This is a genomic window from Acinetobacter sp. WU_MDCI_Abxd143 (genome assembly GCF_025514195.1).
GTDB classification, from domain to species: domain Bacteria; phylum Pseudomonadota; class Gammaproteobacteria; order Pseudomonadales; family Moraxellaceae; genus Acinetobacter; species Acinetobacter pittii_H.
Genome location: NZ_JAHPTH010000006.1, coordinates 14,473 through 36,835 on the forward strand (window position 1 = coordinate 14,473; position 22,363 = coordinate 36,835).

Here is a 22,363-nt window from a genome sequence, read left to right on the forward strand (position 1 = left end):
GGACATTTTTATAATTTATTTTGTGAGTAGAAATAAAAAAGACCGGCATAAAACCGGTCTTTTTTGAATAAAATCAATTATTCAGCTGAAGTGTTTACTTCACGATCTACAAGCTCAACGTAAGCCATCGGTGCTGCATCACCAGCACGGAAGCCCGCTTTAAGAACACGTAGATAACCGCCGTTACGTTCTTTGTAACGAGGGCCGAGTACGGTAAATAATTTACCAACAGTTGCAGCATTACGAGTACGAGCAAATGCTAAACGACGATTTGCTACAGTATCGTTTTTTGCTAGAGTGATTAAAGGCTCAGCAACACGACGTAATTCTTTAGCTTTAGGCACAGTTGTTTTGATCAACTCGTGTTCAAATAAAGAATTAGCCAAGTTTTGGAACATCGCTTTACGATGGCTGCTTGTACGGCCTAATTTCACACCACTATTACGATGACGCATGGTGATAGTCCTACTTAATTAACGGCTACGATAGGCAAAACGGTCGTCCATACGAAGACTAGCTGGTGGCCAGTTTTCAAGACGCATACCGAGTTGTAAGCCTTTCGATGCCAAAACATCTTTGATCTCTGTTAACGATTTTTTACCAAGGTTAGGAGTTTTTAACAACTCAACTTCAGTACGTTGAACAAGATCACCAATGTAGTAAATATTTTCTGCTTTCAAACAGTTAGCAGAACGAACAGTAAGCTCTAGATCATCTACTGGGCGAAGCAAGATTGGGTCAACTTCTTCACGAGGCTCTTGAGCAACTGGAGTTTGGTCTTTCTGAAGATCAACAAAAATTGCAATTTGTTGTTGCAAGATTGTTGCCGCTTTACGGATTGCTTCTTCAGGATCAACCGTTCCATTTGTTTCGAGGTCGATTACCAGTTTATCTAAATCGGTACGTTGTTCTACACGCGCATTTTCAACGGTGTAAGAAACACGTTTAATCGGGCTATAAGAAGCATCTAATTGCAAACGACCAACAGGACGTGTTTCGCCTTCAGGGAAACGAGAATCAGATGTTTCATAACCACGACCTTGAGCAACTTTCAAGCGCATTTTTAATGAGCCTGAAGCACTTAAAGTACCGATTAAATGTTCTGGGTTAACCACTTCAACATTATGAGGTAAACGAAGGTCAGCAGCAGTAATATCGCCAGGACCTTGTTTCTCTAATGTTAAATATGCTTCATTTTGATCGAACAGCTTAATAGACAATCCTTTTAGGTTCAGCAAGAGCTCGACGATGTCCTGCTGCAAGCCTTCTAAAGTACTGTACTCGTGCTCGACACCTTCTATCTCAACTTCAACCACAGCAGCGCCAGGTAAAGAAGACAATAGAATGCGACGTAAAGCATTACCTAGAGTGTGGCCAAAACCACGCTCTAAAGGTTCTAGAATCACTTTTGCCGAGGTCCCGCTTACCGCTTCGACCTTGATCGCTTGCGGAGTTAGAAACTCGTTTGCAGTACGCGTCATTATTGCTACCTCAAGGATTATTTAGAATACAATTCTACAATCAAGCTTTCGTTGATTTCAGCAGGTAAATCAGAACGATCTGGTGCAGCTTTAAACGTACCTTCAAGCTTAGAATGATCAACTTCGATCCAAGCTGGAATACCACGTTGTGCAGCTAACTCAATCGCGTTTTTAATACGCAATTGTTGTTTAGCACCTTCGTGAACCGCAATTACATCACCAGCTTTAACTTGAATAGATGCGATGTTTACACGACGACCATTCAAAGTAATGCTACGGTGACTTACTAACTGACGAGCTTCTGCACGTGTAGAACCAAAACCCATGCGATAAACAACGTTATCAAGACGGCTTTCAAGCAATTTCAACAAGTTCTCACCTGTTGCGCCTTTAACACGAGCTGCTTCTTTATAGTAGTTACTAAATTGACGTTCTAACACACCGTAAATACGACGGACTTTTTGTTTTTCACGTAATTGTAGTGAATACTCAGATTGCTTACCACCGCGTGCCTGACCATGTTGACCAGGTGCTTTGTTAGCTTTTTTAGTTTTGACGTCAAATGGTTTAACGCCAGATTTAAGTTGCAGGTCTGTCCCTTCGCGGCGAGAGAGTTTGCATTTTGGACCAATATAACGAGCCATGAATGTTTCTCCTTACACGCGACGTTTTTTAGGTGGACGGCAACCGTTGTGAGGAATTGGAGTCACATCGGTAATGCTGTTAATCTTATAACCCACTGCGCCTAATGCACGAACCGCAGACTCACGACCTGGACCAGGACCTTTTACAAGGACATCCAGATTTTTCAAACCGTAATCTAAAGCTGCTTTACCAGCAACTTCAGCAGCTACCTGAGCAGCAAACGGAGTTGATTTACGTGAACCACGGAAGCCTTGTCCACCTGAGGTGGCCCAAGCCAATGCATTACCTTGACGATCAGTAATCGTAACAATGGTGTTATTAAAAGACGCGTGAATGTGTGCAACACCTTCAGAGACGGTACGAGTGACCTTCTTGCGTGTGCGAGTATCTTTAGCCATCTTTTAGCTTCCAGAAATCTTACTTTTTAATCGGTTTGCGCGGACCTTTACGGGTACGTGCGTTAGTTTTGGTGCGTTGACCACGGACAGGCAAGCTGCGACGATGGCGAAGGCCGCGGTAGCAACCCAAATCCATTAAACGTTTAATGTTCATGGAAATTTCGCGACGTAAGTCACCTTCGGTAGGAACCTTAGCAACTTCTGCACGAATCGCATCAAGCTGAGCATCGTCCAACTCACGGATCTTAGTAGTTTCAGTAATACCAACTGTAGCTAAGATATTCTTAGCAGTGTGGCGACCGATACCAAAGATGTAAGTGAGGGAGATAACAGCATGCTTGTTATCCGGAATGTTTACACCGGCAATACGAGCCATTCACTTTCTCCAAAAAGGCAGTAGAGATAATCAACCGCCCCACAAAAATCTTGAGGGGCGGATATTAACCCAATTCGCCTACTGAAATCAACAGGTCTTGATTAGATTAACCTTGACGCTGCTTATGACGAGGTTCTGCGCTACAAATTACGCGAATAACCCCATTACGACGGATAACTTTACAGCTACCACAAATTTTCTTTACAGAAGCTTGTACTTTCATGATGAAACCTCTAAGTGCGCTTATCCCTTAGGATGAGCAGTCGTTTTTCTCATTAATGTTTGATTATCATATTGATGAGATGTTAAATGCGCTTGTAGCTGAGCCATAAAGTCCATAACCACGACAACTACGATCAATAGTGAGGTACCACCCAAATAGAATGGAATCCCAAAAGAACTTTGTAGAATCATTGGCATTAAACAAATGACCGTAATATAAATCGCACCAATAAACGTCAAACGATTAAGAATATGATCTAAGTAACGAGCAGTTTGCTCACCTGGGCGAATACCAGGCACATAAGCTCCGCTGCGTTTTAGATTTTCTGATACTTCCTTAGGGCTAAATACTAAAGCCGTATAAAAGTAACAGAAAAAGATAATTAACGCACCAAAGAGCACCAAATACAAAGGCTGTCCAGGCGACAATACTAAAGCTAAATCTTGTAAGCTGCTTTTAATAAAACCAGCATTTGGATCTGCACTTCCCACCCATTGACCAAGACTTGCTGGGAACAACAGTAGAGAACTTGCAAAAATCGCAGGAATAACACCAGCCATATTAATTTTTAATGGCAAATGCGTCTGCTGTGCTGTAAATATACGACGCCCTTGTTGCTTTTGCGCATAGTTTACTGGAATGCGACGTTGTGCTTTTTCAATAAACACAATAGCTGCCAATACACCTAGAGACAAAAGACCAAAGATTACAAGACCAATCAAACTTGTCTGACCATTATCTACAGAAGAGATAGATTGCATAATTAAATTAGGCAAACCAGCAACAATACCTGCAAAAATAATCATTGAGATACCATTACCGATACCTCTTTCTGTGATCTGTTCACCTAGCCACATTAGGAACATTGTTCCCGCAACTAAAGAAGTAACAGCAGGTACGTAAAATGCAAGGCCATTTGTCAAAGTAATACCTTGACCAATTAAGCCAGCACACATACCAACAGCCTGAACCACAGCAAGTAGTAATGTACCCTGACGCGTATATTGATTAATTTTACGCTTACCTTGCTCACCTTCCTTTTTCAAGGCTTCAAGTGATGGAATTACAGTAGACATTAACTGCACAATAATTGATGCAGAAATGTAAGGCATAATTCCTAAAGCAAGAATAGACATTCGCTCTAAAGCACCGCCAGAAAACATATTGAATAGCCCAAGAATAGTTCCTTGGTTCGCATGAAATAAATTTTCTAACGCAGCATTATTAATGCCTGGTACTGGAATATGCGCTCCTAGTCGAAAGACCAGCAATGCACCGATTAGAAAACTCATCCGGCGAATAATTTCACGGTATTTCACATGAAATGGCTGACCTTTCATCATGTTGACATGACCTGAAGAACTAGGAGACATAGACACTCGAGATTACTCCTCGACTTTACCGCCAGCTGCTTCAATCGCAGCTTTAGCGCCTTTAGTCAATGCAACACCTTGAACAGTGAATGCACGAGTGATTTCACCAGAAAGTACGATACGAGCACGAATTTGGTCACGACGAACAACATTCGCAGCTTTCAAAGTTTCTAGGCTAACGATGTCGCCTTCAACTTTGCTTAACTCAGATAAACGTACTTCAGCAGTTTTTAAAGCGATTTGGCTAGTGAAACCGAATTTAGGTAAACGACGATAAATCGCTGTTTGACCGCCTTCAAAGCCTGGACGAACGCCACCACTTTTACGTGATTTTTGACCTTTGACACCACGGCCACCAGTCTTACCAACGCCAGAACCGATACCACGGCCTAAACGACGGTGTTCACGTTTTGCACCTTCTGCAGGCGCAAGTTCATTTAAACGCAGAGTCATGGCTTATTCCTCTACACTAACCATATAGTAGACTTTGTTGATCATACCGCGGTTAGAAGGCGTATCTTGCACTTCTACAGTATGACCAATACGACGCAGACCTAAACCTTGTAAACAAAGCTTGTGATTTTTCAAGCGATGTGAAGAAGATTTAGTCTGGGTAACTTTAATCGTTTTCATGATTGATTACCCTTGAATTTCTTCTACTGATTTACCACGTTTCGCAGCGACTTTCTCAGGAGAAGTCATATCACGCAAACCTTTGAAAGTTGCGTTTACTACGTTTGCAGCATTAGTAGAACCATAACATTTAGCAAGTACGTTATGTACACCTGCAGCTTCTAGAACGGCACGCATAGCGCCACCAGCGATTACGCCAGTACCTTCAGAAGCAGGTTGCATATATACACGGCTTGCACCATGACGAGCATTCACAGGGTGTTGTAAAGTAGTACCTGCAAGGTCTACAGTAATCATGTTGCGACGTGCAGCTTCAAGTGCTTTAGAAATAGCAGCTGGAACTTCACGAGCTTTACCACGACCAAAACCAACACGACCATTACCATCACCCACAACAGTTAATGCTGTGAAAGAGAAGATACGACCACCCTTAACAACTTTGGCTACACGATCAACGGCAACCAGCTTTTCAACAAGACCTTCGTTTTGTTCAACTTTAGCCATGATTAGAACTCCAAGCCGTTTTCACGAGCAGCATCAGCCAAGGCTTTGATACGACCATGATATTTAAAACCAGAACGGTCAAATGCAACTTTAGTTACACCAGCTGCTTTCGCACGCTCTGCGATTAAAGCGCCTACTTTAGTAGCCGCATCTACATTACCTGTAGTACCGCTACGTAAAGATGCATCCAAAGTTGAAGCTTGTGCTAAAACTTTGCCACCATCTGCTGAAATAACTTGAGCATAGATGTGACGCGGAGTGCGGTTTACACACAAACGAGTCGCACCCAATGCACGAATGTGCAAGCGTGTGCTTTTCGCACGACGCAAACGGGATTGTTTCTTTTCGTTCATAAGAACCTCGCGCCTTATTTCTTCTTAGCTTCTTTACGAAGAATGACTTCATCCGAATAACGAACACCTTTACCTTTATATGGTTCAGGAGAACGATATGCACGGATTTCTGCCGCTACTTGACCTAACAACTGCTTGTTTGCTGATTTCAAAATGATTTCAGTAGCAGTTGGAGTTTCCGCTGTTACACCTTCAGGTAAAGCGTAGTCAATTGGGTGTGAAAAACCAAGGTTAAGGTTTACAACAGTACCTTTAACCGCAGCTTTATAACCAACACCAACTAGCTGCAACTTACGTTCGAAGCCTTCACTAACCCCTTTAACAAGGTTATTCAATACAGCGCGAGCAGTACCAGCTTGCATCCAAGCATCTTTCGATTCTTTAACTGGAGCAAGTTGAAGTTTACCTTCTTCCTGTTTTAGCTCGACCAGCGCATGCAGGTTGAAAGACAATGTACCTTTGCTGCCTTTCACTTCGACCTGCCGGCCGTTCTGAGTAACTGCTACACCATTAGGAACAGTTACTGGGGCTTTAGCCACACGAGACATGAGGAATCACCTATTAAGAAACAAAAGCAATAACTTCACCACCAACGCCCGCAGCACGTGCAGCGCGATCAGTCATGATGCCTTTGCTTGTAGAAACAATTGCAATACCTAAACCTTGCTTAACGCTTGGAAGTTTATCTTTACCACGGTATTGGCGAAGACCTGGACGGCTTACGCGTTTAACCATTTCGATAACTGGTTTGCCTTCGAAATATTTTAAAGTAATTGTCAAAGTAGATTTTGTCTCTTCTTGAGCAACTTCTACATTTGAAATATAACCTTCTTGTTGAAGTACGTTTGCAATTGCAACTTTCAACTTAGAAGAAGGCATAGAAACAGTTTGTTTCTTAGCCATTTGTGCGTTACGAACACGTGTTAGCATGTCGGCAACGGTATCTTGCATACTCATTTAGTCGCTCCTTACCAGCTTGCCTTAACAACGCCTGGTACATCACCCTGCATTACTGTGTCACGTAATTTGTTACGGCTTAAACCGAACTTACGGAAGTAACCATGAGGACGACCAGTTAAACCACAACGGTTACGAAGACGTACCGGAGATGCATTACGTGGCAATGCTTGTAACTTTAACATCGCTTCGAAACGCTCTTCTTCACTTGCATTTACGTTTGCAATCGTAGCTTTTAATTCAGCACGTTTTGCAGCGTATTTAGCAACTGTTTTTTCGCGTTTCAATTCGCGATTAATCATACCTTTCTTAGCCATATCGACCTCTTATTTGAACGGGAAGCCGAATGCACGCATAAGCGCACGGCCTTCGTCATCGGTGCGAGCAGTCGTAGTAATAGTAATATCCATACCACGAATACGATCAATCTTATCGAAATCGATTTCAGGGAAAACGATTTGCTCTTTCAAACCCATTGAGTAGTTACCACGACCATCAAATGATTTCGAAGAGAAACCACGGAAGTCACGGATACGAGGGATTGCGATTGAGATCAAACGGTCCAAGAATTCGTACATTTGGTCGCCACGTAAAGTAACTTTACAACCAATCGGCCAACCATCACGGATTTTGAAACCAGCGATAGATTTACGAGCAAGTGTAATTACTGGTTTTTGACCAGCAATTAATTGCATGTCGACTACAGCACCATCTAATAATTTCTTATCAGTTGCAGCTGCGCCTACACCCATGTTTAGGGTAATTTTTGTGATGCGTGGAATTTCCATCACGTTCTTAATGCTAAGTTCTTCTTGTAACTTTGCTTTAAGTTCATCATTGTAACGTGCTTTAAGTCTGGCCATTGCCTTTTCAACCTATTACTTCGCTACCGCCACTGATTCACCATTTGATTTATAAACGCGAGTTTTCACGCCATCAATCACTTGGTAACCAACACGGTCAGCCTTCTGGGTTGTAGCATTTAAAATTGCCACGTTTGAAATATGAAGCGAAGCTTCTTGAGTAACGATACCGCCTTCAGCGCCAGTTACACGATTCGGCTTTTGATGCTTCTTCACTAAGTTAAGGCCTTCAACCTTAACGCGGTCTTCAGAAACAGACAATACAGTACCCTGTTTGCCTTTTTCTTTACCTGCGATCACGATAACTTGATCGCCTTTTTTAATCTTAGCCATGATTGCCTCTTATAGAACTTCAGGAGCCAATGAAATGATTTTCATGAACTGTTCAGTACGAAGTTCACGAGTCACTGGTCCGAAGATACGAGTAGCAATCGGAGCTTTGTTGTTGTTCAGGATAACTGCAGCATTATCATCAAAACGGATCACAGAACCATCTGGACGACGAATGCCGAATTTAGTACGAACTACAACCGCATTCATCACGTCACCTTTTTTAACACGTGCGCGTGGGATTGCTTCTTTTACAGTAACTTTAATAATGTCGCCAACAGAAGCATAACGACGATGTGAACCACCAAGTACTTTAATACATTGTACGCGGCGAGCACCACTGTTGTCTGCTACGTCGAGCATAGTTTCGGTTTGAATCATTGCCCTACTCCAAAACCGAGCATCACCGGTCACAATTTCGAAAGGCTCAAAGAGTACTCGAAATTGACCGATGATGCAACAAGAACGTCGAATTACTCAGCAGCTGCTTCAACTACTTCCACTAAAGTCCAAGCTTTAGTTTTAGAAATTGGGCGGCTTTCTTTAATGGTCACAACATCGCCAAGCTTAGCAACATTGTTTTCATCATGAGCGTGTAACTTAGTTGAACGGCGAATTGACTTGCCATACAACGGGTGTTGAACGCGGCGTTCGATAAGAACAACAATAGACTTGTCCATTTTGTCGCTTACTACTTTGCCGGTTAACGTGCGGACTGTTTTTTCACTCATTGTCCGTTCCCCTGTTTTTCGGTAAGGAGTGTCTTAATACGAGCAATTGTCTTACGAGCAACTTGCACTTCATGCGATTTACCCAACTGACCAGTTGCTTTCGCCATACGAAGACGGAATTGGTTAAGCTGTTGCTCATCAAGCAAAGCTTTCAACTCTTCTACCGATTTTTCACGTAGATCTTTAGTTTTCATTACATTACCGTCCGAGTCACGATAGTGGTTTTAAACGGAAGTTTAGCAGCAGCTAAAGCAAATGCTTCGCGCGCTAATTCTTCGTTCACACCTTCAATTTCGTACAGGATCTTACCTGGTTGGATCTGGCAAACCCAGTACTCCACGCTACCCTTACCTTTACCCATACGCACTTCAAGAGGCTTTTGAGTGATTGGCTTATCCGGGAATACGCGAATAAAGATTTTACCACCACGCTTAATACGGCGGCTAATAGTACGACGTGCAGCTTCAATCTGACGAGCAGTCATACGACCACGTTCAGTTGCTTTAATTGCAATCGAACCAAATGATACTGTACTACCACGATGCGCTAGACCAGTATTACGGCCTTTGTGCACCTTACGGAATTTGGTACGTTTAGGTTGCAACATGGATTATTCTCCCTTGTCAGCAGCACGGTCACCGCGACGACCACGACGCTCTTGACCTTCACCACGACCACGACCACGTTTAGCTGGACGATCTTCAGCAGGAGCAGGGTTCATGACTTGTTTCATGCCACCTAAAATCTCGCCACGGAAAATCCAAACTTTAACACCAATCGTACCGTAAGTTGTTTCTGCACGCATAGTTGCATAGTCAATGTCTGCACGCAATGTATGTAAAGGTACACGACCTTCACGATACCATTCTGTACGAGCAATCTCTGCACCACCTAAACGGCCAGACACTTCAACTTTGATACCTTTAGCACCAGCACGCATAGTGTTTTGAACCGCACGCTTCATAGCACGACGGAACATTACACGCTTTTCTAATTGAGAAGCGATTGCTTCAGCAACTAAACGCGCATCTAAGTCTGGGCGATCAATTTCGTTGATACTTACTTGCGCTGGAACACCCATAATGCTGGTAAGTTCGCGCTGTAATTTTTCAATATCTTCGCCTTTTTTACCGATTACGATACCAGGACGAGCTGTGCTAATAGTTACTTTAGCAGCGCCTGATGGACGTTCGATAAGAATGTTGCTTACCATCGCATTCTTAAGTTTTTTAGTTAAAAACTCACGAACTTGAAGATCTTTAAGCAAGTATTCAGCGTATTGTTTCGGATTCGCATACCAGTTAGCGTTATGACGTTTCACAACACCTAGGCGGATACCGATTGGATGAACCTTCTGACCCATATCAAACCCCTACCTTAACGGTGATGTGACAAGTACGCTTAGTAATACGATCTGCACGGCCTTTAGCACGTGGCATAATACGTTTAAGGCTCATGCCTTCGTCAACGTAAATCGTAGAAACTTTAAGATCGTCAACATCTAAACTGTTATTGTGTTCAGCGTTTGCAATCGCAGATTCCAATGCTTTTTTTACTAAAACAGCAGCTTTTTTATTGCTGAAGTTTAAGATATTTAAAGCATGCGCAACAGATTTGCCGCGAATAAGATCTGCAACCAAACGTGCTTTCTGTGCCGAGATAGCGGCACCGCGTAATTTAGCAGTTACTTCCATCATGACACCTATTAACGTTTAGATTTCTTGTCAACACCGTGACCACGATAGGTACGAGTTGGCGCGAATTCACCGAGTTTATGACCAACCATATGCTCAGTAACAATTACTGGAACGTGGTTACGACCATTATGAACAGAAATTGTTAAACCAACAAAATCCGGAAGGATCATCGAACGACGAGACCAAGTTTTAATCGGCTTGCGAGAGTTACTAGCAACAGCCGCTTCAACCTTAGCGAACAAGTGCGCATCGACGAATGGGCCTTTTTTCAGAGAACGAGGCATTAGTCAGATTCCTTTACTTGACGCGACGGTCGCGAATAATCATCTTAGTCGTACGCTTATTGGTACGTGTCTTGTACCCTTTAGCTTTTTGACCCCATGGGCTTACAGGTTGAATACCTTTGTTACGCCCTTCACCACCACCGTGCGGGTGATCAATCGGGTTCATCGCCATACCACGTACGGTAGGACGAACACCACGCCAGCGCGAAGCACCAGCTTTACCCAATGAACGAAGGTTGTTTTCTTGGTTAGAAACTTCACCAATTACAGCGCGGCATTCAACATGTACTTTACGCATTTCGCCTGAACGAAGACGAATGATTGCGTAAGAACCATCACGACCCAACAACTGAACAGATGCACCAGCAGAACGTGCTAATTGCGCGCCCTTACCAATTTTAAGTTCAACGTTATGAAGTGTAGAACCAATCGGCATATTACGAAGTGGCAAGCAGTTACCTGGACGAATTGGAGCATCGTTACCAGATTGTACTTTATCGCCAGCACGTAAGCCTTTAGGTGCGATGATATAACGACGCTCACCATCAGCATATTTCAACAAAGCAATATGTGCTGTACGGTTTGGATCGTATTCAATACGCTCTACAACAGCTGGGATGCTGTCTTTGTTACGTTTGAAGTCAACGATACGGTAGTGTTGTTTATGACCACCACCAACGTGACGAGTAGTAATGTGACCGTTGTTATTACGACCACCAGTACGTTTTTTAGCTTCAACCAACGGTGCGTAAGGAGCGCCTTTGTGAAGATGGTCATGAACCACTTTCTCTACAAAGCGACGTCCTGGAGACGTTGGCTTACATTTTTGAATCGGCATAATTTTCGTCCTTATTCCGCTGCGCTTTCAGCGGTATCGCCCAAGTCAGCCATTTCAACATCTTGGCCAGCTTTCAGGGTGACGTATGCTTTTTTAACATCAGAACGGCGTCCCAATGTACGACCAAAGCGCTTAGTCTTACCTTTAGTAATAGTTGTGTTAACTTTAACAACTTCCACACCAAAAAGTTTTTCAACTGCTTTTTTGATTTCAAGCTTAGTAGCATTGATGTCTACTTTAAATACTTGAACACCAACAGTATCACCTAATACTTGTGCCTTTTCTGAGAAGACTGGTCCTTTTAGGACTTGATAGATACGTTCGTTGTTCATCCGAGTTCTACCTCAATTTTCTTAGCAGCAGCTACAGACATCACAACTTTATCAAACGCGATCAAGCTTACAGGATCGATTGCAGTTGCATCTACCACATCTACATGCGGAAGGTTGCGTGCTGCAAGATATAAGTTCTCATCTACAGCGTCAGTAACGATTAATGCACGAGCAGCATTTAAGTCGTTAAGCTTTGCAAGCAATTCTTTAGTTTTTGGAGCCGCAACAGCAAACTCTTCAACCAATACAAGACGATCTTGGCGAACAAGTTCAGCTAAGATACATTGCATTGCACCGCGGTACATCTTACGGTTTACTTTTTGAGACCAATCTTGTGGACGAGCAGCAAAAGTTTTACCACCACCAACCCAGATAGGGCTACGAATAGAACCCGCACGAGCACGACCAGTACCTTTTTGACGGAATGGTTTTTTACCACCGCCAGAAACGTCTGCACGTGATTTCTGAGCACGAGTACCTTGACGACCACCTGCTAAGTAAGCAGTAACAACTTGGTGTACAAGAGCTTCGTTAAATTCACGTCCGAAAGCAACTTCAGACAATTCAACAGCAGAGCCGGAAACAGTTTTCAAATTCACGGTATTTCCCCTCAGGCCTTGATGGTAGGACGTACAATCACGTCGCCGCCAGTTGCACCAGGAATTGCACCTTTAACAACTAAAACAGAACGTTCAGCGTCAATAGATACGATTTCAAGACCTTGTACTGTTACGCGTTCATCACCTAAGTGACCAGCCATTTTTTTGCCTTTGAACACGCGTCCAGGAGTCTGGTTTTGACCTGTAGAACCTAATACACGGTGAGAAACTGAGTTACCGTGAGTAGCGTCTTGGGTACGGAAGTTCCAACGTTTAACACCACCTTGGAAACCTTTACCTTTTGATTGACCAGTTACGTCAACTACTTGACCAACTGTGAACAAATCAACGCCAATAGTACCGCCAACTTCACGGCCTTCAAGCTCAGCTTCAGTAACACGGAACTCTTTAACTAAACGACCAGCAGCAACACCAGCTTTCGCGAAGTGACCTTTCTGAGCGTTAGTTACGCGAGATTCGCGACGTTCACCAGTAGTTACTTGAACAGCTTGATAACCATCAGTTTCAAGTGTTTTGATTTGCGTAATGCGGTTTGGATCGACTTCGATGACTGTAACAGGTACAGAAACACCTGCATCTGTAAAGATGCGAGTCATACCACATTTGCGACCGACTAAACCAATAGCCATGTGCATAAACCTCTAAAAAAGCGGCCTAATTAACTTAGAAGTTAATCAACCGAAAGCCTTAACCCAAAGCGATCTGAACATCAACACCAGCCGCAAGATCTAATTTCATCAATGCATCAACAGTTTTATCTGTAGGTTGAACGATGTCAATCAAACGTTTATAGGTGCGGATTTCGTACTGGTCACGCGCATCTTTGTTAACGTGCGGTGAAGTAAGAACGTTGAAGCGTTCGATGCGAGTAGGCATCGGAATTGGACCACAAACTTGTGCGCCAGTACGCTTAGCGGTTTCTACGATCTCTTGAGCAGATTGATCAATCAGACGATGATCAAAAGACTTCAAACGGATACGAATTCTCTGGTTAGACATACCAGTAAACTCCAAGCCAAACATATAAAGAATCACCCTTGACGCATCTCACCCATTGGTAAGTGTCAAAGGCAGTGAAAATCACTAAGGTCATGATCGATGCCACGACTGTAATGCACATTTACTACTTTCTTCGCAGTAAATGCCCCTCCTTTTGAGGGTCGCCCATTATAACGATTGTTTAAGTCTTATGCAATTCTCTTTTTCTATTTTTTGTTCAAAACACACTTTAACCTAGTATTCTCAACTCACTCTAGGCGTTTATGACAAATTCAATCGCTTTATTTAAGAGTTGATTACCTTGTTCAAATTTTTGTGCTTCTGAATATTGTAGTTCACTCACAGGCTGCACATATTCTCCATTAAAAATAGATAGCTCTTCTTCATTTTCAAGTAAGAGTTCTAAAGCTGCCGGTGTCATTTCTGGATGAAATTGAAAACCCAGCACATTTTTTCCAATTTGATACATCTGATTACGACAAGCTATATTCTCGGCTAAGTGTATGGCACCCTTGGGTATTTCAAATGTTTCGCTATGCCACTGCATCACCTTTATCTTTTCAGGCAATGGAAAACTGTCTTGAGGTAAATTTGCCACCCTCTGAACTGTTGACCAGCCAAGTTCCTGATAGCGGTTTCGACTGACTGCGGCGCCTAGTGCATTAGCAATTAGCTGCCCACCCAAACAGAGACCTATAGCAGGCTTTCCTGCTGCTAAATAACGACGCAACCATCTTTTCTCTATCTTAAGCCATGGATAATTCGCTTCATCATTTACACTCATGGTGCCACCCATGACTAATAATAAGTCAACCTCATCAATTTGTGGTAAAGCTTCTATTTCAAGTGACCGATCAACCGGAAGTGCAAAAAACTCCGTAGAACTAATAGTCGCGTGGTGGGCTTTTAAAAATGAATAACAACTCCCAAAACCCTCACCCGCGATATGTTGAAAATAATGAACTCTTAAATGCGACTTCATGCGCTTAAACCTATTGTTGTTAGAATGTTGTAGTGGTCTTTGCAAAAATAAAGCCAAGTTTTTGTTTTATAGGTCTACTGTAACGAAACCTCTTACAAAACTTTATAAATCTAGCGAAGAGTTTAAATTTCTCTTAATCTAACTTTATCATTTAAAACATAACGCACTATGAAAAAGCATAACGATTTCCAGACTCGCCTCATTCATGCCCCAAGAAAGGCTCCGCAATTCATTGAAACAGTGCAACCTCCCTTATTTCGCGCATCAACCATTATTTTCAAATCAACTTCGCACCTTTTTGATCGCCACTGGACTGACGAATATGACTATAGCTATGGAACACATGGCACCCCCACTACCTTCACCCTAGGCGACAATATTGCGCAAATTGAAGGTGGTTTGCATTGTTTGCTTGCACCGAGTGGCCTATCCGCAATTAATATTGTGAATTCAGCATTTTTAAGCACTAATGATGAAGTATGGGTCCCAGACAATATATATGGACCAAATCTAGAACACTTAACCTATCTACAAAGTCAATATGGCATTATTGTTAAAGTATATAACCCCATTGACGCTGCAAGTTTTCAACCCACCGAAAGAAGTAAACTATTATGGTTGGAGGCTGCAGGTTCGGTTACTTTAGAATTCCCTGATCTTAAAAATCTAGTCAAGAAAGCTAAAAAACATGGGGTATTGACTGCTCTAGATAACACTTGGGGAGCTGGGCTTGCGTTTAATGCTTTTAATTTTTCTGATGAACATCTATCTATCGATTTAACCGTTCACGCACTCACCAAATATCCAAGTGGTGGTGGTGATATATTAATGGGTAGCATTGTAACTCGTGATGAGAAGCTTCATCATCGCCTATTCCGTACCCATGCTATTTTAGGTATTGCAGTTTCAGGAGATGATGCGGCTCAAGTTCAGCGCAGTCTTGCTCATATGTCTTTACGCTATGAACAACAATCAGCCAATGCTCAAACTTTACTTAAGTGGCTAAAGGACCAACGCCAATTTGCACAAGTTCTACACCCAAGTGATAAATCCTCACCAGGTCATCAATACTGGCAAGAAATATGCACAACTGGTCAAAGTGCAGGCTTAGTGAGTATTATTTTTAAACCTGAATATGACATTACAGCAGTACGTCGTTTCTGCGATGCATTAGAGTTATTTAAGCTCGGCTTTAGCTGGGGTGGTCCCGTTAGCCTGATTATGCTTTATGATTTAAAAATGATGAGAAAACTTAAGAATACACATTTACAACAAGGTTTATTGGTTCGATTCTGTATAGGACTAGAAGATCCGCAAGATTTGATACAAGATATCGAAAATGCACTGAAACAACTGTAAAACGACAACATTATAGTGACTCAAACCATAGGATAAAAATATATGGGTACACCGATTGTTATTGCTAAAAATATTAATGACACATCAAAAGAAATTGTTTTACTTCCCCAGTTTGCTAACCGTCATGGACTTATTGCAGGCGCCACAGGTACAGGTAAAACAGTTACGTTAAAAGTTCTAGCAGAGAGTTTCTCTCGAATCGGTGTGCCGGTATTTCTTGCCGATGCTAAAGGCGATGTTTCGAGTCTCGCAAAAGCTGGTGAAGCTTCCGATAAATTTAATGAACGCTTAAAACTTTTACAAATTGATAGTGTTCCATTCGCAGCGAACCCAGTTGTTTTTTGGGATTTATTTGGTCAGCAAGGTCATCCTATCCGAACCACCATTTCAGAAATAGGGCCAATTTTATTAGCACGCATACTCAACTTAAATGATACCCAAGAAGGTGTTTTATCTGCTGTATTCCGTATTGCAGATGACCAAGGGTTACTTTTAGTCGACTTTAAAGATTTAAAAGCCATGATCACTTTTGTGAGTGAACATGCAGCTGAGTTTAAAGCCGAGTATGGCAATTTATCTCCAGCCAGCCTAGGCGCCATTCAACGCAACTTAATCGCTCTTGCCGACCAAGGTGGAGAACAGTTCTTTGGGGAACCAGCTTTAAATATTCTGGATTTTATCCAAACCGATGCAAACGGACACGGCTATATCAATATTCTTGCTGCCGACAAGCTCATGAATACGCCTAAGTTATATGCCACTTTCCTCTTATGGATGCTTTCAGAGCTATTTGAACAGCTACCAGAAGTCGGTGATATGGATAAGCCTAAACTCGTGTTTTTCTTTGATGAAGCTCACTTGTTATTTGATAATGCCAGCCAAGCACTCCAAGACAAGATTGAACAAGTGGTACGTTTAATCCGCTCCAAAGGGGTGGGTATCTACTTTATTACTCAAAACCCACTCGACTTACCTGAAAGCGTTCTTGGTCAACTTGGTAATCGCGTTCAACATGCATTACGTGCATTCACCCCTAAAGATCAAAAAGCTGTAAAAACCGCAGCAGACACTTTCCGTGCTAATTCAGAGTTTAAAGTTGATGAAGCTATTACCCAACTTGGTGTTGGTGAGGCATTAATTAGCTGTCTAGATGAACAAGGTACCCCACAGATTGTAGAACGTGGCTGGGTCATGCCTCCCTACTCTTCATTTACACCGATCACTCCAGAAGAGCGTCAGACTTTAATCTCGCAAAGTATTATTGCTGGCGTTTATGAACAAGCTGTAGATCGTGATAGTGCCTATGAAATGCTACAGAATAAAGTTGCTGAACGAGAACAGCAGCAGCAAGACGCCGAACTTGCAAAACAGCAAGCTAAAGAACAAGAAACTTTAGCAAAACAGCAAGCTAAAGAGCAGGAACGTTTGGCACGTGAGCAATTAAAAGAGGAAGAAAGAGCAGCCCGTGAACGAGCCAAACTCACACAAGACATTGTTGGAACTTTTGCCAAAAGTGCTGCACGCAGTTTAGGAGGAAGTACTGGCCAAAAACTCGTAAGAGGCTTACTTGGCTCTTTATTTGGTAAATAAAAATATTAAAAAATTGCGTTAACTTTAGGGGATTTTATATCCCCTAATTTTTTTATGGTTTTTATAAAGAAAGTTATTGCCATTCATTTTTTAAAGATGTATTTTAAATACATCTTAAATAGCCAGATAAATAAGGTCTAGCAATGACTCCACAACAAATTGAACTTGTTAAATCTACTGTACCGGTTTTACGTGAACACGGCGTTACGCTGACTACATACTTCTATAAGCGCATGCTGAATAACAATCCAGAATTAAAAAATGTTTTCAATTTAGATGACCAAACCAGCTTACGTCAGCCACGTGCTCTTGCAGCTGCTGTGCTTGCTTATGCAGAAAATATTGAGAACCCCACTGTTCTAGCTAAAGCTGTTGAACGTATCACCACTAAACACGTGAGCTTAGATATCCAACCAGACCAATATGCAATTGTTGGAGACAACTTGCTTCATTCAATTAGTGAAGTACTCAACGTGCCATTCGAATCAGAGCTTATCGAAGCTTGGAAGCAAGCATACTTACAGTTAGCTGATATTTTGATTGGTGTTGAAAAACAAAAATATGAGCAACTTGAAAGCTTAAAAGGTGGATGGGCTGGCTGGCGTTCATTTGAAATTACTCAAATTGATCCCCTGGAATCTGGCAAACGCTTCACTTTAAAAGCAACTGACCATGAAGACGTACTGACTAGCCCAGCAAATGCCTTTATTTCAGTTAAAGTACAAGTTCCCGAACAACAACTTGAACAACCGAAAGCGTTTAAATTTACTGAAGCTCAAGAAGATAACTCATATCATTTTGAAGTGCAGCCTGAAGAAAATCATACTGAGTTTTCGGTTGCTAATATTTTACTTGAGCATTATAGAGTGGGTGATCAAGTACAGGTTTCAGCCCCTTTAACGCTGTAATGTAAAAACCTCTTGCCTGAAAGTTTTATTATTTAGACTTTCAGGCTAAGATGATCATCCTTTTAATCTCTTCCATTTTTGGTGATCATGCAGCTTAATAAATTTACCGATTATGCATTACGACTCTTAATGTATGTTGCACGCCCAAGTGATGCACCTTACACGATTGCAGAAATCGCGAAAGATTTGCATGTTTCACAAAACCATCTAGTTAAAGTTGTTCACTTCATGGGCAAGCAAGAATGGATTATTACCATTCGAGGAAAAGGCGGAGGAATTCGCTTAAATCCAAATGCACTTAACTCAAATTTAGGTTCAATCGTTCGGATATTACAGGGCGACAATCAAATCGTTGAATGTAATACGCCACCTTGCGTATTACGCAGTCACTGTGGTTTAAAAGGTATTTTAGATCAGGCTTTAGAGAGTTTTTATCAAAGCCTAGATCAATACACACTCGGAGAAGTTTTGCAGCAATCAAAATCCGCTCCTGCCAACTCCCCTATTGCATTTTTACAAATCTAACCTCTATTACTTTTAATAACTAGATTTATTGAAAATTAGCAAGAATACCCAAGCTCCTTTATACTAGGCGCGAGCCCTCTCATTTAAAAAGTTATTTTTTATGCGTCGTAGTGAAAAATCGAAAGACACCAAAGCCAGACTCGCACCCAAGCAAAAGATCAGCTATGAAAAGAAACCAGATCCAGCGATCACAGCATACGCTGTGCAATCACTCAACTGGTTACGCCAAGCTGAGTTTCTAATGAGTGCACCTAAATTGGCACTTTGTGTTGAAGATAGTGGCTACGAGATCGCTTTTGCAGGACGCTCAAATGCCGGTAAGTCTAGTGCTATCAATGCACTAACCAACAAAAAACAGTTAGCGCGCGCCTCTAAAAAACCTGGCCGCACTCAAATGATTAACTTCTTTAGTCTAGGCAACCCCGATCAACGTTTAGTCGATCTTCCTGGCTATGGCTATGCAGCCGTACCTGAAGATATGAAACGAGTATGGCAAAAAGAATTAGAGAACTATTTAATCCATCGTAAAAGCTTACAAGGCTTAGTATTACTTATGGATATTCGCCATCCTCTACAGCATTTCGACATGATGATGCTAGAGTGGGCTTATTCACGTCATCTCTTTGTTCATATTCTCCTCACAAAAGCTGACAAACTTAATCGTGGCCCTGCAAACAAAGTGCTATTAGAAGTTAAGCAACAGCTGAAAAAAATGAAGCTTGATTTCTCAATTCAACTTTTCTCATCACTTAACAAATTAGGTTTAGAAGAGCTAGCAAGTGTTATGGCTGGACGCCTGCATTTTACACTTGATCAGGAACCGGAATTTGACGTTGACGCGATCCCTGAAGCAAGCGATGAGGATGCTGAAGAGTAAATCGTCAAAGCAGATACAATTTCTTTATTAAATTTATTTTCAAATTGGCCCCTATTGCTAAACACAAATGTAGGGGCTTTTTTTATACTCGTTATAACTTCATCGAGTTAAAAATCAGGACTAAATGATGAAATTGTTATCTTTTTTGAAGAACAAAGCTTTAGGTTCTTCTATTGACTATAAAATTCTTCCACGTAAAGTAAAATTTGACTGGAAAGATACCCCTGTTGACTGGATTCCAAATCAGCCTTTCGCAAGTTATTTTATTAATGAAATTAATAATATCTTGCCTGCCGGAGAATTCTGGTTCTGCCGTTTGTACAATAAGGTTTTACCTCAAATTAAAGACGAAAAACTTAAACAGGATGTCCAAGCATTTATCCGTCAGGAAGCTATGCACGCCAACGCCCATACATCTGCTAATAAAGAATATTTAAGTGCACGCAATATTGATATCCAGCGAAATCTGGACATTATGAATTATCTATTTACCACTGCCTTAGCAGATAAACCATTCGACAAAGAAGTCCCTCAATTTCTACAAGGGCAATGGGACCTTTTCCGTTTAGGCGTTATTGCAACTGTTGAGCATATGACCTGTGTATTAGGGAAATATGCACTCTATAACAAGCGCTGGGAAGAATTAGGCGCTGACCCTGAAATGGTCGATCTGGTTAAATGGCATGGTTCAGAAGAAATTGAACACCGTACAGTTGCTTTTGATTTATACCGCCATTTGGGTGGTGGTTATATTCCACGCTACTATTTAAGCCTCGCAGTAATTGTACTAGTGCTTGGATTATGGGTAGATGGCGCTGCACATATTATGAAACAAGATCCACGTTTTGTAGATGCGGCTAAATCTAGATTTTTCCCAGTATGGGTTGCAGTAGAATGGTATAAAATTAGCCGAAAAGATAATCAGATTTTACCAAATCCAATCTGGCTTATTGCCCAACAAATTGATTACCTCATGCCTTGGTATGATCCAGTAAAAGAAGGTAGCACTGAAGATGCGGTAAATTATTTATCACAATCTCCAGCAGCAAAAAGAGCTGAATTACAAGCGGCTTAAAAATAAAAAAGCAGGATTTAAAATCCTGCTTTTTTATTTAGGAGATTAGACACTCATATCTTTATCTTTTGTATAACGGTCAACAACCACGCTAATCATCATATCACCCTGCACATTTACCACTGTTCTTACTGTATCCAATAGGCGGTCAATCGGAAGTAAAATTGCAATTGCTTCAGCCGGTAAACCTACAGACTGTAAAACCATAATCATGGTAACCATACCAGCACTCGGAATTCCAGGTGCTCCTAGTGATGCAATCATTGCTGTTAAGCACACAATAATTTGTTGTGTCAGATTTAAGTCTAGCCCCACCAAATTTGCGACAAACAATGCAGCGGCTGCTTCATATAAAGCCGTACCATCCATATTAAGCTGTGTGCCTAAAGGAATCACAAAACCAGCTGTTTGCGGACGAACACCTAAGTTTTCCTGTGCGCATTTCATACTAAGTGGCATCGTGGCAGAACTAGAACTGGTTGCGAATGCTGTAATTAGCGCTGTACGTGTTCCTTTGAAAAAAGTCCAAGGACTCATGCGGCCAAAAATCCAAAGTAGTAACGGTAAAACAACAGCACCATGAAAAATGGTAGTCCCTGTCACTACAACAGCAAACTCAGCCAAACGACTTAGTACCGAAATATCTTCCGTTGCCATTAACTTTGCTAATAAAGCAAAAATACCCAAAGGTGCTAGCTTCATTACCCAGCCGACTAGCATCATCATCATTTCAAAAAATTGATGACTCAATACGCGAATACTTTTAAAACGCTCACCGCCATGGACTAAAGCAACACCAACAAATAGTGCAAACACCACAACAGCTAAAACGTTACCATCGCTAAATGCTTTAAATGGGTTAATTAATGTATTTTGAATAAAATTAGTGAAAAAACTTGCAGGATTTAAACTATCTGGTGCCTGATAGTTTTGCATAGACGTTTGGAAAATAGAGATATCTATACCACGCCCTACTTCAAATAGATGAGCACAACTTATACCTAAAATTAAAGCCAATGTTGTTGTGGTCAAACAACATAAAAAGGTAATTTTCCAGACTGGACCTAACTGCCCTCCCGCCTGCAAATTAGAGACCCCCACAACAATCGAGCTAAAAATTAAAGGCACCAACAACATTTTAAGCAGCCCAATAAAGACACTACTTAATATGCCTAACCCATATAAACTATGTTTTACAAACGCAGTATCGGGATACAACGTTAATATAAAACCAAAGGCTAAGCCTAAAATGGCCGCAATAAGAATTTGTGTGTTTAAGTTCATATCAGCATTATTTTTTTCAGTTGGCAATCCTTTTGCAAATATGACATGAGCTCGCTATTCATACGAGCAATTTTTTGTCACATCGTTTCAATTAAAAATAAAAAAGCCATCTGATGAGATGGCTTT

35 protein-coding genes and 2 pseudogenes are annotated in these 22,363 nt (G+C 41.6%); 7 read left to right on the forward strand and 30 right to left on the reverse strand.

The features are described 5' to 3' along the window. Window positions 1–77 precede the first annotated feature (77 nt). From rplQ to KTI79_RS12355, 29 genes and pseudogenes are all read right to left on the reverse strand, one after another. Window positions 78–455: a 50S ribosomal protein L17 gene (gene rplQ / locus KTI79_RS12215; RefSeq protein WP_002049717.1), complete on the reverse strand. Its 378-nt coding sequence runs from the start codon at window positions 453–455 to the stop codon at window positions 78–80. A gap of 18 nt (window positions 456–473) precedes the next feature. After that, complete coding sequence (locus KTI79_RS12220; protein WP_002116730.1) at window positions 474–1,481, reverse strand: DNA-directed RNA polymerase subunit alpha; 1,008 nt, start codon at window positions 1,479–1,481, stop codon at window positions 474–476. 17 nt (window positions 1,482–1,498) lie between these two features. Then, entirely contained in the window at window positions 1,499–2,125 is a 627-nt protein-coding gene (gene rpsD / locus KTI79_RS12225; RefSeq protein WP_000135204.1) for a 30S ribosomal protein S4, read from the reverse strand. 12 nt (window positions 2,126–2,137) lie between these two features. Beyond that, window positions 2,138–2,524, reverse strand: coding sequence for a 30S ribosomal protein S11 (gene rpsK / locus KTI79_RS12230; RefSeq protein ID WP_001040166.1), 387 nt, complete (start codon window positions 2,522–2,524; stop codon window positions 2,138–2,140). A gap of 19 nt (window positions 2,525–2,543) precedes the next feature. Beyond that, the gene (rpsM, locus tag KTI79_RS12235) at window positions 2,544–2,900 is read right to left on the reverse strand and encodes a 30S ribosomal protein S13 (protein ID WP_000090816.1); all 357 of its coding nucleotides are present in this window, start codon (window positions 2,898–2,900) and stop codon (window positions 2,544–2,546) included. Window positions 2,901–3,006: 106 nt separating this feature from the next. Beyond that, complete coding sequence (gene rpmJ / locus KTI79_RS12240) at window positions 3,007–3,123, reverse strand: 50S ribosomal protein L36 (RefSeq protein ID WP_000867907.1); 117 nt, start codon at window positions 3,121–3,123, stop codon at window positions 3,007–3,009. 20 nt (window positions 3,124–3,143) lie between these two features. Continuing rightward, window positions 3,144–4,463, reverse strand: coding sequence for a preprotein translocase subunit SecY (gene secY / locus KTI79_RS12245; protein ID WP_170249219.1), 1,320 nt, complete (start codon window positions 4,461–4,463; stop codon window positions 3,144–3,146). Window positions 4,464–4,508: 45 nt separating this feature from the next. Further along, window positions 4,509–4,949: a 50S ribosomal protein L15 gene (gene rplO / locus KTI79_RS12250; protein ID WP_002116985.1), complete on the reverse strand. Its 441-nt coding sequence runs from the start codon at window positions 4,947–4,949 to the stop codon at window positions 4,509–4,511. A 3-nt stretch (window positions 4,950–4,952) separates the two neighbouring features. Further along, entirely contained in the window at window positions 4,953–5,129 is a 177-nt protein-coding gene (gene rpmD, locus KTI79_RS12255) for a 50S ribosomal protein L30 (protein WP_000849088.1), read from the reverse strand. A 6-nt stretch (window positions 5,130–5,135) separates the two neighbouring features. Continuing rightward, window positions 5,136–5,633, reverse strand: a complete 498-nt coding sequence (rpsE, locus tag KTI79_RS12260; RefSeq protein ID WP_001141025.1) for a 30S ribosomal protein S5 — start codon at window positions 5,631–5,633, stop codon at window positions 5,136–5,138. Between the two features lie 2 nt (window positions 5,634–5,635). Further along, on the reverse strand, window positions 5,636–5,986 hold the full coding sequence (gene rplR, locus KTI79_RS12265; protein ID WP_002049741.1) for a 50S ribosomal protein L18: 351 nt from the start codon (window positions 5,984–5,986) through the stop codon (window positions 5,636–5,638). 14 nt (window positions 5,987–6,000) lie between these two features. Beyond that, window positions 6,001–6,534 (reverse strand): 50S ribosomal protein L6, encoded by a 534-nt coding sequence (rplF, locus tag KTI79_RS12270; protein WP_002116801.1) that lies wholly within the window; start codon window positions 6,532–6,534, stop codon window positions 6,001–6,003. 13 nt (window positions 6,535–6,547) lie between these two features. Further along, window positions 6,548–6,943, reverse strand: a complete 396-nt coding sequence (rpsH, locus tag KTI79_RS12275) for a 30S ribosomal protein S8 (RefSeq protein WP_002049732.1) — start codon at window positions 6,941–6,943, stop codon at window positions 6,548–6,550. 11 nt (window positions 6,944–6,954) lie between these two features. Next, window positions 6,955–7,260, reverse strand: coding sequence for a 30S ribosomal protein S14 (rpsN, locus tag KTI79_RS12280; RefSeq protein WP_002049689.1), 306 nt, complete (start codon window positions 7,258–7,260; stop codon window positions 6,955–6,957). Between the two features lie 9 nt (window positions 7,261–7,269). Then, window positions 7,270–7,806 carry a 50S ribosomal protein L5 gene (gene rplE / locus KTI79_RS12285; RefSeq protein ID WP_044119300.1) on the reverse strand — a complete coding sequence of 179 codons (537 nt, stop codon included), beginning with the start codon at window positions 7,804–7,806 and terminating at the stop codon, window positions 7,270–7,272. A gap of 15 nt (window positions 7,807–7,821) precedes the next feature. Next, window positions 7,822–8,139, reverse strand: coding sequence for a 50S ribosomal protein L24 (gene rplX / locus KTI79_RS12290; protein WP_002116820.1), 318 nt, complete (start codon window positions 8,137–8,139; stop codon window positions 7,822–7,824). A gap of 9 nt (window positions 8,140–8,148) precedes the next feature. Further along, window positions 8,149–8,517: a 50S ribosomal protein L14 gene (gene rplN / locus KTI79_RS12295; protein WP_001982634.1), complete on the reverse strand. Its 369-nt coding sequence runs from the start codon at window positions 8,515–8,517 to the stop codon at window positions 8,149–8,151. Window positions 8,518–8,609: 92 nt separating this feature from the next. Continuing rightward, complete coding sequence (gene rpsQ / locus KTI79_RS12300) at window positions 8,610–8,867, reverse strand: 30S ribosomal protein S17 (RefSeq protein ID WP_002116661.1); 258 nt, start codon at window positions 8,865–8,867, stop codon at window positions 8,610–8,612. Beyond that, window positions 8,864–9,061: a 50S ribosomal protein L29 gene (rpmC, locus tag KTI79_RS12305; protein WP_000849928.1), complete on the reverse strand. Its 198-nt coding sequence runs from the start codon at window positions 9,059–9,061 to the stop codon at window positions 8,864–8,866. Before rpmC ends, rpsQ begins: the two co-directional genes overlap by 4 nt. Further along, a complete protein-coding gene (gene rplP / locus KTI79_RS12310; RefSeq protein ID WP_002049688.1) occupies window positions 9,061–9,474 on the reverse strand; it encodes a 50S ribosomal protein L16 in 414 nt (137 codons plus the stop codon). Before rplP ends, rpmC begins: the two co-directional genes overlap by 1 nt. After that, window positions 9,414–10,230, reverse strand: a pseudogene (gene rpsC / locus KTI79_RS12315) (30S ribosomal protein S3). The gene rplP and the pseudogene rpsC overlap by 61 nt, the downstream one beginning before the upstream one ends. Window position 10,231: 1 nt before the next feature. Continuing rightward, window positions 10,232–10,561, reverse strand: coding sequence for a 50S ribosomal protein L22 (rplV, locus tag KTI79_RS12320; protein ID WP_001982638.1), 330 nt, complete (start codon window positions 10,559–10,561; stop codon window positions 10,232–10,234). An 11-nt stretch (window positions 10,562–10,572) separates the two neighbouring features. After that, window positions 10,573–10,848 carry a 30S ribosomal protein S19 gene (gene rpsS / locus KTI79_RS12325; protein ID WP_001138119.1) on the reverse strand — a complete coding sequence of 92 codons (276 nt, stop codon included), beginning with the start codon at window positions 10,846–10,848 and terminating at the stop codon, window positions 10,573–10,575. A 13-nt stretch (window positions 10,849–10,861) separates the two neighbouring features. Continuing rightward, a complete protein-coding gene (gene rplB, locus KTI79_RS12330) occupies window positions 10,862–11,686 on the reverse strand; it encodes a 50S ribosomal protein L2 (protein ID WP_002049686.1) in 825 nt (274 codons plus the stop codon). Window positions 11,687–11,697: 11 nt separating this feature from the next. After that, a complete protein-coding gene (gene rplW, locus KTI79_RS12335; protein WP_002049693.1) occupies window positions 11,698–12,018 on the reverse strand; it encodes a 50S ribosomal protein L23 in 321 nt (106 codons plus the stop codon). Beyond that, window positions 12,015–12,617, reverse strand: coding sequence for a 50S ribosomal protein L4 (gene rplD / locus KTI79_RS12340; RefSeq protein ID WP_002049755.1), 603 nt, complete (start codon window positions 12,615–12,617; stop codon window positions 12,015–12,017). Before rplD ends, rplW begins: the two co-directional genes overlap by 4 nt. 11 nt (window positions 12,618–12,628) lie before the next feature. Beyond that, window positions 12,629–13,267 carry a 50S ribosomal protein L3 gene (gene rplC, locus KTI79_RS12345; protein ID WP_002117051.1) on the reverse strand — a complete coding sequence of 213 codons (639 nt, stop codon included), beginning with the start codon at window positions 13,265–13,267 and terminating at the stop codon, window positions 12,629–12,631. A 58-nt stretch (window positions 13,268–13,325) separates the two neighbouring features. Next, a complete protein-coding gene (gene rpsJ, locus KTI79_RS12350; RefSeq protein WP_000070912.1) occupies window positions 13,326–13,637 on the reverse strand; it encodes a 30S ribosomal protein S10 in 312 nt (103 codons plus the stop codon). 253 nt (window positions 13,638–13,890) lie between these two features. Continuing rightward, on the reverse strand, window positions 13,891–14,619 hold the full coding sequence (locus KTI79_RS12355; protein WP_044099980.1) for a type 1 glutamine amidotransferase: 729 nt from the start codon (window positions 14,617–14,619) through the stop codon (window positions 13,891–13,893). A 168-nt stretch (window positions 14,620–14,787) separates the two neighbouring features. Between KTI79_RS12355 and KTI79_RS12360 the strand changes: the two genes are divergently transcribed. The 7 genes and pseudogenes from KTI79_RS12360 to KTI79_RS12390 all read left to right on the forward strand — a co-directional run bounded on the left by KTI79_RS12360 (window position 14,788) and on the right by KTI79_RS12390 (window position 20,953). Beyond that, window positions 14,788–15,978 carry a PLP-dependent transferase gene (locus tag KTI79_RS12360; protein ID WP_086265775.1) on the forward strand — a complete coding sequence of 397 codons (1,191 nt, stop codon included), beginning with the start codon at window positions 14,788–14,790 and terminating at the stop codon, window positions 15,976–15,978. Window positions 15,979–16,020: 42 nt separating this feature from the next. Beyond that, window positions 16,021–17,568: a helicase HerA-like domain-containing protein gene (locus KTI79_RS12365; protein WP_086265774.1), complete on the forward strand. Its 1,548-nt coding sequence runs from the start codon at window positions 16,021–16,023 to the stop codon at window positions 17,566–17,568. Next, a pseudogene (locus KTI79_RS12370) lies at window positions 17,558–17,709 on the forward strand (hypothetical protein). Before KTI79_RS12365 ends, KTI79_RS12370 begins: the two are co-directional and overlap by 11 nt. A gap of 2 nt (window positions 17,710–17,711) precedes the next feature. Then, complete coding sequence (locus KTI79_RS12375; protein WP_014207751.1) at window positions 17,712–18,476, forward strand: globin domain-containing protein; 765 nt, start codon at window positions 17,712–17,714, stop codon at window positions 18,474–18,476. 87 nt (window positions 18,477–18,563) lie between these two features. Further along, window positions 18,564–19,001: an RrF2 family transcriptional regulator gene (locus tag KTI79_RS12380; RefSeq protein WP_086265773.1), complete on the forward strand. Its 438-nt coding sequence runs from the start codon at window positions 18,564–18,566 to the stop codon at window positions 18,999–19,001. 100 nt (window positions 19,002–19,101) lie between these two features. Continuing rightward, window positions 19,102–19,878: a ribosome biogenesis GTP-binding protein YihA/YsxC gene (gene yihA, locus KTI79_RS12385; RefSeq protein ID WP_005067265.1), complete on the forward strand. Its 777-nt coding sequence runs from the start codon at window positions 19,102–19,104 to the stop codon at window positions 19,876–19,878. A 124-nt stretch (window positions 19,879–20,002) separates the two neighbouring features. Further along, the gene (locus KTI79_RS12390; RefSeq protein ID WP_086265772.1) at window positions 20,003–20,953 is read left to right on the forward strand and encodes a metal-dependent hydrolase; all 951 of its coding nucleotides are present in this window, start codon (window positions 20,003–20,005) and stop codon (window positions 20,951–20,953) included. A gap of 45 nt (window positions 20,954–20,998) precedes the next feature. Here KTI79_RS12390 and KTI79_RS12395 read toward each other — a convergent pair whose 3' ends face one another. Then, window positions 20,999–22,264: a dicarboxylate/amino acid:cation symporter gene (locus KTI79_RS12395; protein ID WP_086265771.1), complete on the reverse strand. Its 1,266-nt coding sequence runs from the start codon at window positions 22,262–22,264 to the stop codon at window positions 20,999–21,001. Between the last annotated feature and the right edge of the window lie 99 nt (window positions 22,265–22,363).

Bases quoted from the DNA above. Each gene is read 5' to 3' on its own strand.
- rpsK (WP_001040166.1), bottom strand. From the start codon at position 2,524: ATGGCTAAAGATACTCGCACACGCAAGAAGGTCACTCGTACCGTCTCT.
- rplB (WP_002049686.1), bottom strand. From the start codon at position 11,686: ATGCCGATTCAAAAATGTAAGCCAACGTCTCCAGGACGTCGCTTTGTA.
- secY (WP_170249219.1), bottom strand. From the start codon at position 4,463: ATGAAAGGTCAGCCATTTCATGTGAAATACCGTGAAATTATTCGCCGG.
- rplE (WP_044119300.1), bottom strand. From the start codon at position 7,806: ATGGCCAGACTTAAAGCACGTTACAATGATGAACTTAAAGCAAAGTTA.
- rplF (WP_002116801.1), bottom strand. From the start codon at position 6,534: ATGTCTCGTGTGGCTAAAGCCCCAGTAACTGTTCCTAATGGTGTAGCA.
- KTI79_RS12375 (WP_014207751.1), top strand. From the start codon at position 17,712: ATGACTCCACAACAAATTGAACTTGTTAAATCTACTGTACCGGTTTTA.
- KTI79_RS12355 (WP_044099980.1), bottom strand. From the start codon at position 14,619: ATGAAGTCGCATTTAAGAGTTCATTATTTTCAACATATCGCGGGTGAG.
- KTI79_RS12220 (WP_002116730.1), bottom strand. From the start codon at position 1,481: ATGACGCGTACTGCAAACGAGTTTCTAACTCCGCAAGCGATCAAGGTC.
- rpsJ (WP_000070912.1), bottom strand. From the start codon at position 13,637: ATGTCTAACCAGAGAATTCGTATCCGTTTGAAGTCTTTTGATCATCGT.
- rplN (WP_001982634.1), bottom strand. From the start codon at position 8,517: ATGATTCAAACCGAAACTATGCTCGACGTAGCAGACAACAGTGGTGCT.
- rpsS (WP_001138119.1), bottom strand. From the start codon at position 10,848: ATGCCTCGTTCTCTGAAAAAAGGCCCATTCGTCGATGCGCACTTGTTC.
- KTI79_RS12390 (WP_086265772.1), top strand. From the start codon at position 20,003: ATGATGAAATTGTTATCTTTTTTGAAGAACAAAGCTTTAGGTTCTTCT.
- rpmC (WP_000849928.1), bottom strand. From the start codon at position 9,061: ATGAAAACTAAAGATCTACGTGAAAAATCGGTAGAAGAGTTGAAAGCT.
- rplX (WP_002116820.1), bottom strand. From the start codon at position 8,139: ATGGCTAAGATTAAAAAAGGCGATCAAGTTATCGTGATCGCAGGTAAA.
- rplV (WP_001982638.1), bottom strand. From the start codon at position 10,561: ATGGAAGTAACTGCTAAATTACGCGGTGCCGCTATCTCGGCACAGAAA.
- KTI79_RS12360 (WP_086265775.1), top strand. From the start codon at position 14,788: ATGAAAAAGCATAACGATTTCCAGACTCGCCTCATTCATGCCCCAAGA.
- rpmJ (WP_000867907.1), bottom strand. From the start codon at position 3,123: ATGAAAGTACAAGCTTCTGTAAAGAAAATTTGTGGTAGCTGTAAAGTT.
- rpsE (WP_001141025.1), bottom strand. From the start codon at position 5,633: ATGGCTAAAGTTGAACAAAACGAAGGTCTTGTTGAAAAGCTGGTTGCC.
- rplP (WP_002049688.1), bottom strand. From the start codon at position 9,474: ATGTTGCAACCTAAACGTACCAAATTCCGTAAGGTGCACAAAGGCCGT.
- yihA (WP_005067265.1), top strand. From the start codon at position 19,102: ATGCGTCGTAGTGAAAAATCGAAAGACACCAAAGCCAGACTCGCACCC.
- KTI79_RS12365 (WP_086265774.1), top strand. From the start codon at position 16,021: ATGGGTACACCGATTGTTATTGCTAAAAATATTAATGACACATCAAAA.
- rpsN (WP_002049689.1), bottom strand. From the start codon at position 7,260: ATGGCTAAGAAAGGTATGATTAATCGCGAATTGAAACGCGAAAAAACA.
- rplO (WP_002116985.1), bottom strand. From the start codon at position 4,949: ATGACTCTGCGTTTAAATGAACTTGCGCCTGCAGAAGGTGCAAAACGT.
- rpsH (WP_002049732.1), bottom strand. From the start codon at position 6,943: ATGAGTATGCAAGATACCGTTGCCGACATGCTAACACGTGTTCGTAAC.
- rplC (WP_002117051.1), bottom strand. From the start codon at position 13,267: ATGGCTATTGGTTTAGTCGGTCGCAAATGTGGTATGACTCGCATCTTT.
- KTI79_RS12380 (WP_086265773.1), top strand. From the start codon at position 18,564: ATGCAGCTTAATAAATTTACCGATTATGCATTACGACTCTTAATGTAT.
- rplR (WP_002049741.1), bottom strand. From the start codon at position 5,986: ATGAACGAAAAGAAACAATCCCGTTTGCGTCGTGCGAAAAGCACACGC.
- rplW (WP_002049693.1), bottom strand. From the start codon at position 12,018: ATGAACAACGAACGTATCTATCAAGTCCTAAAAGGACCAGTCTTCTCA.
- rpsQ (WP_002116661.1), bottom strand. From the start codon at position 8,867: ATGAGTGAAAAAACAGTCCGCACGTTAACCGGCAAAGTAGTAAGCGAC.
- rpmD (WP_000849088.1), bottom strand. From the start codon at position 5,129: ATGAAAACGATTAAAGTTACCCAGACTAAATCTTCTTCACATCGCTTG.
- rpsD (WP_000135204.1), bottom strand. From the start codon at position 2,125: ATGGCTCGTTATATTGGTCCAAAATGCAAACTCTCTCGCCGCGAAGGG.
- rplQ (WP_002049717.1), bottom strand. From the start codon at position 455: ATGCGTCATCGTAATAGTGGTGTGAAATTAGGCCGTACAAGCAGCCAT.
- rpsM (WP_000090816.1), bottom strand. From the start codon at position 2,900: ATGGCTCGTATTGCCGGTGTAAACATTCCGGATAACAAGCATGCTGTT.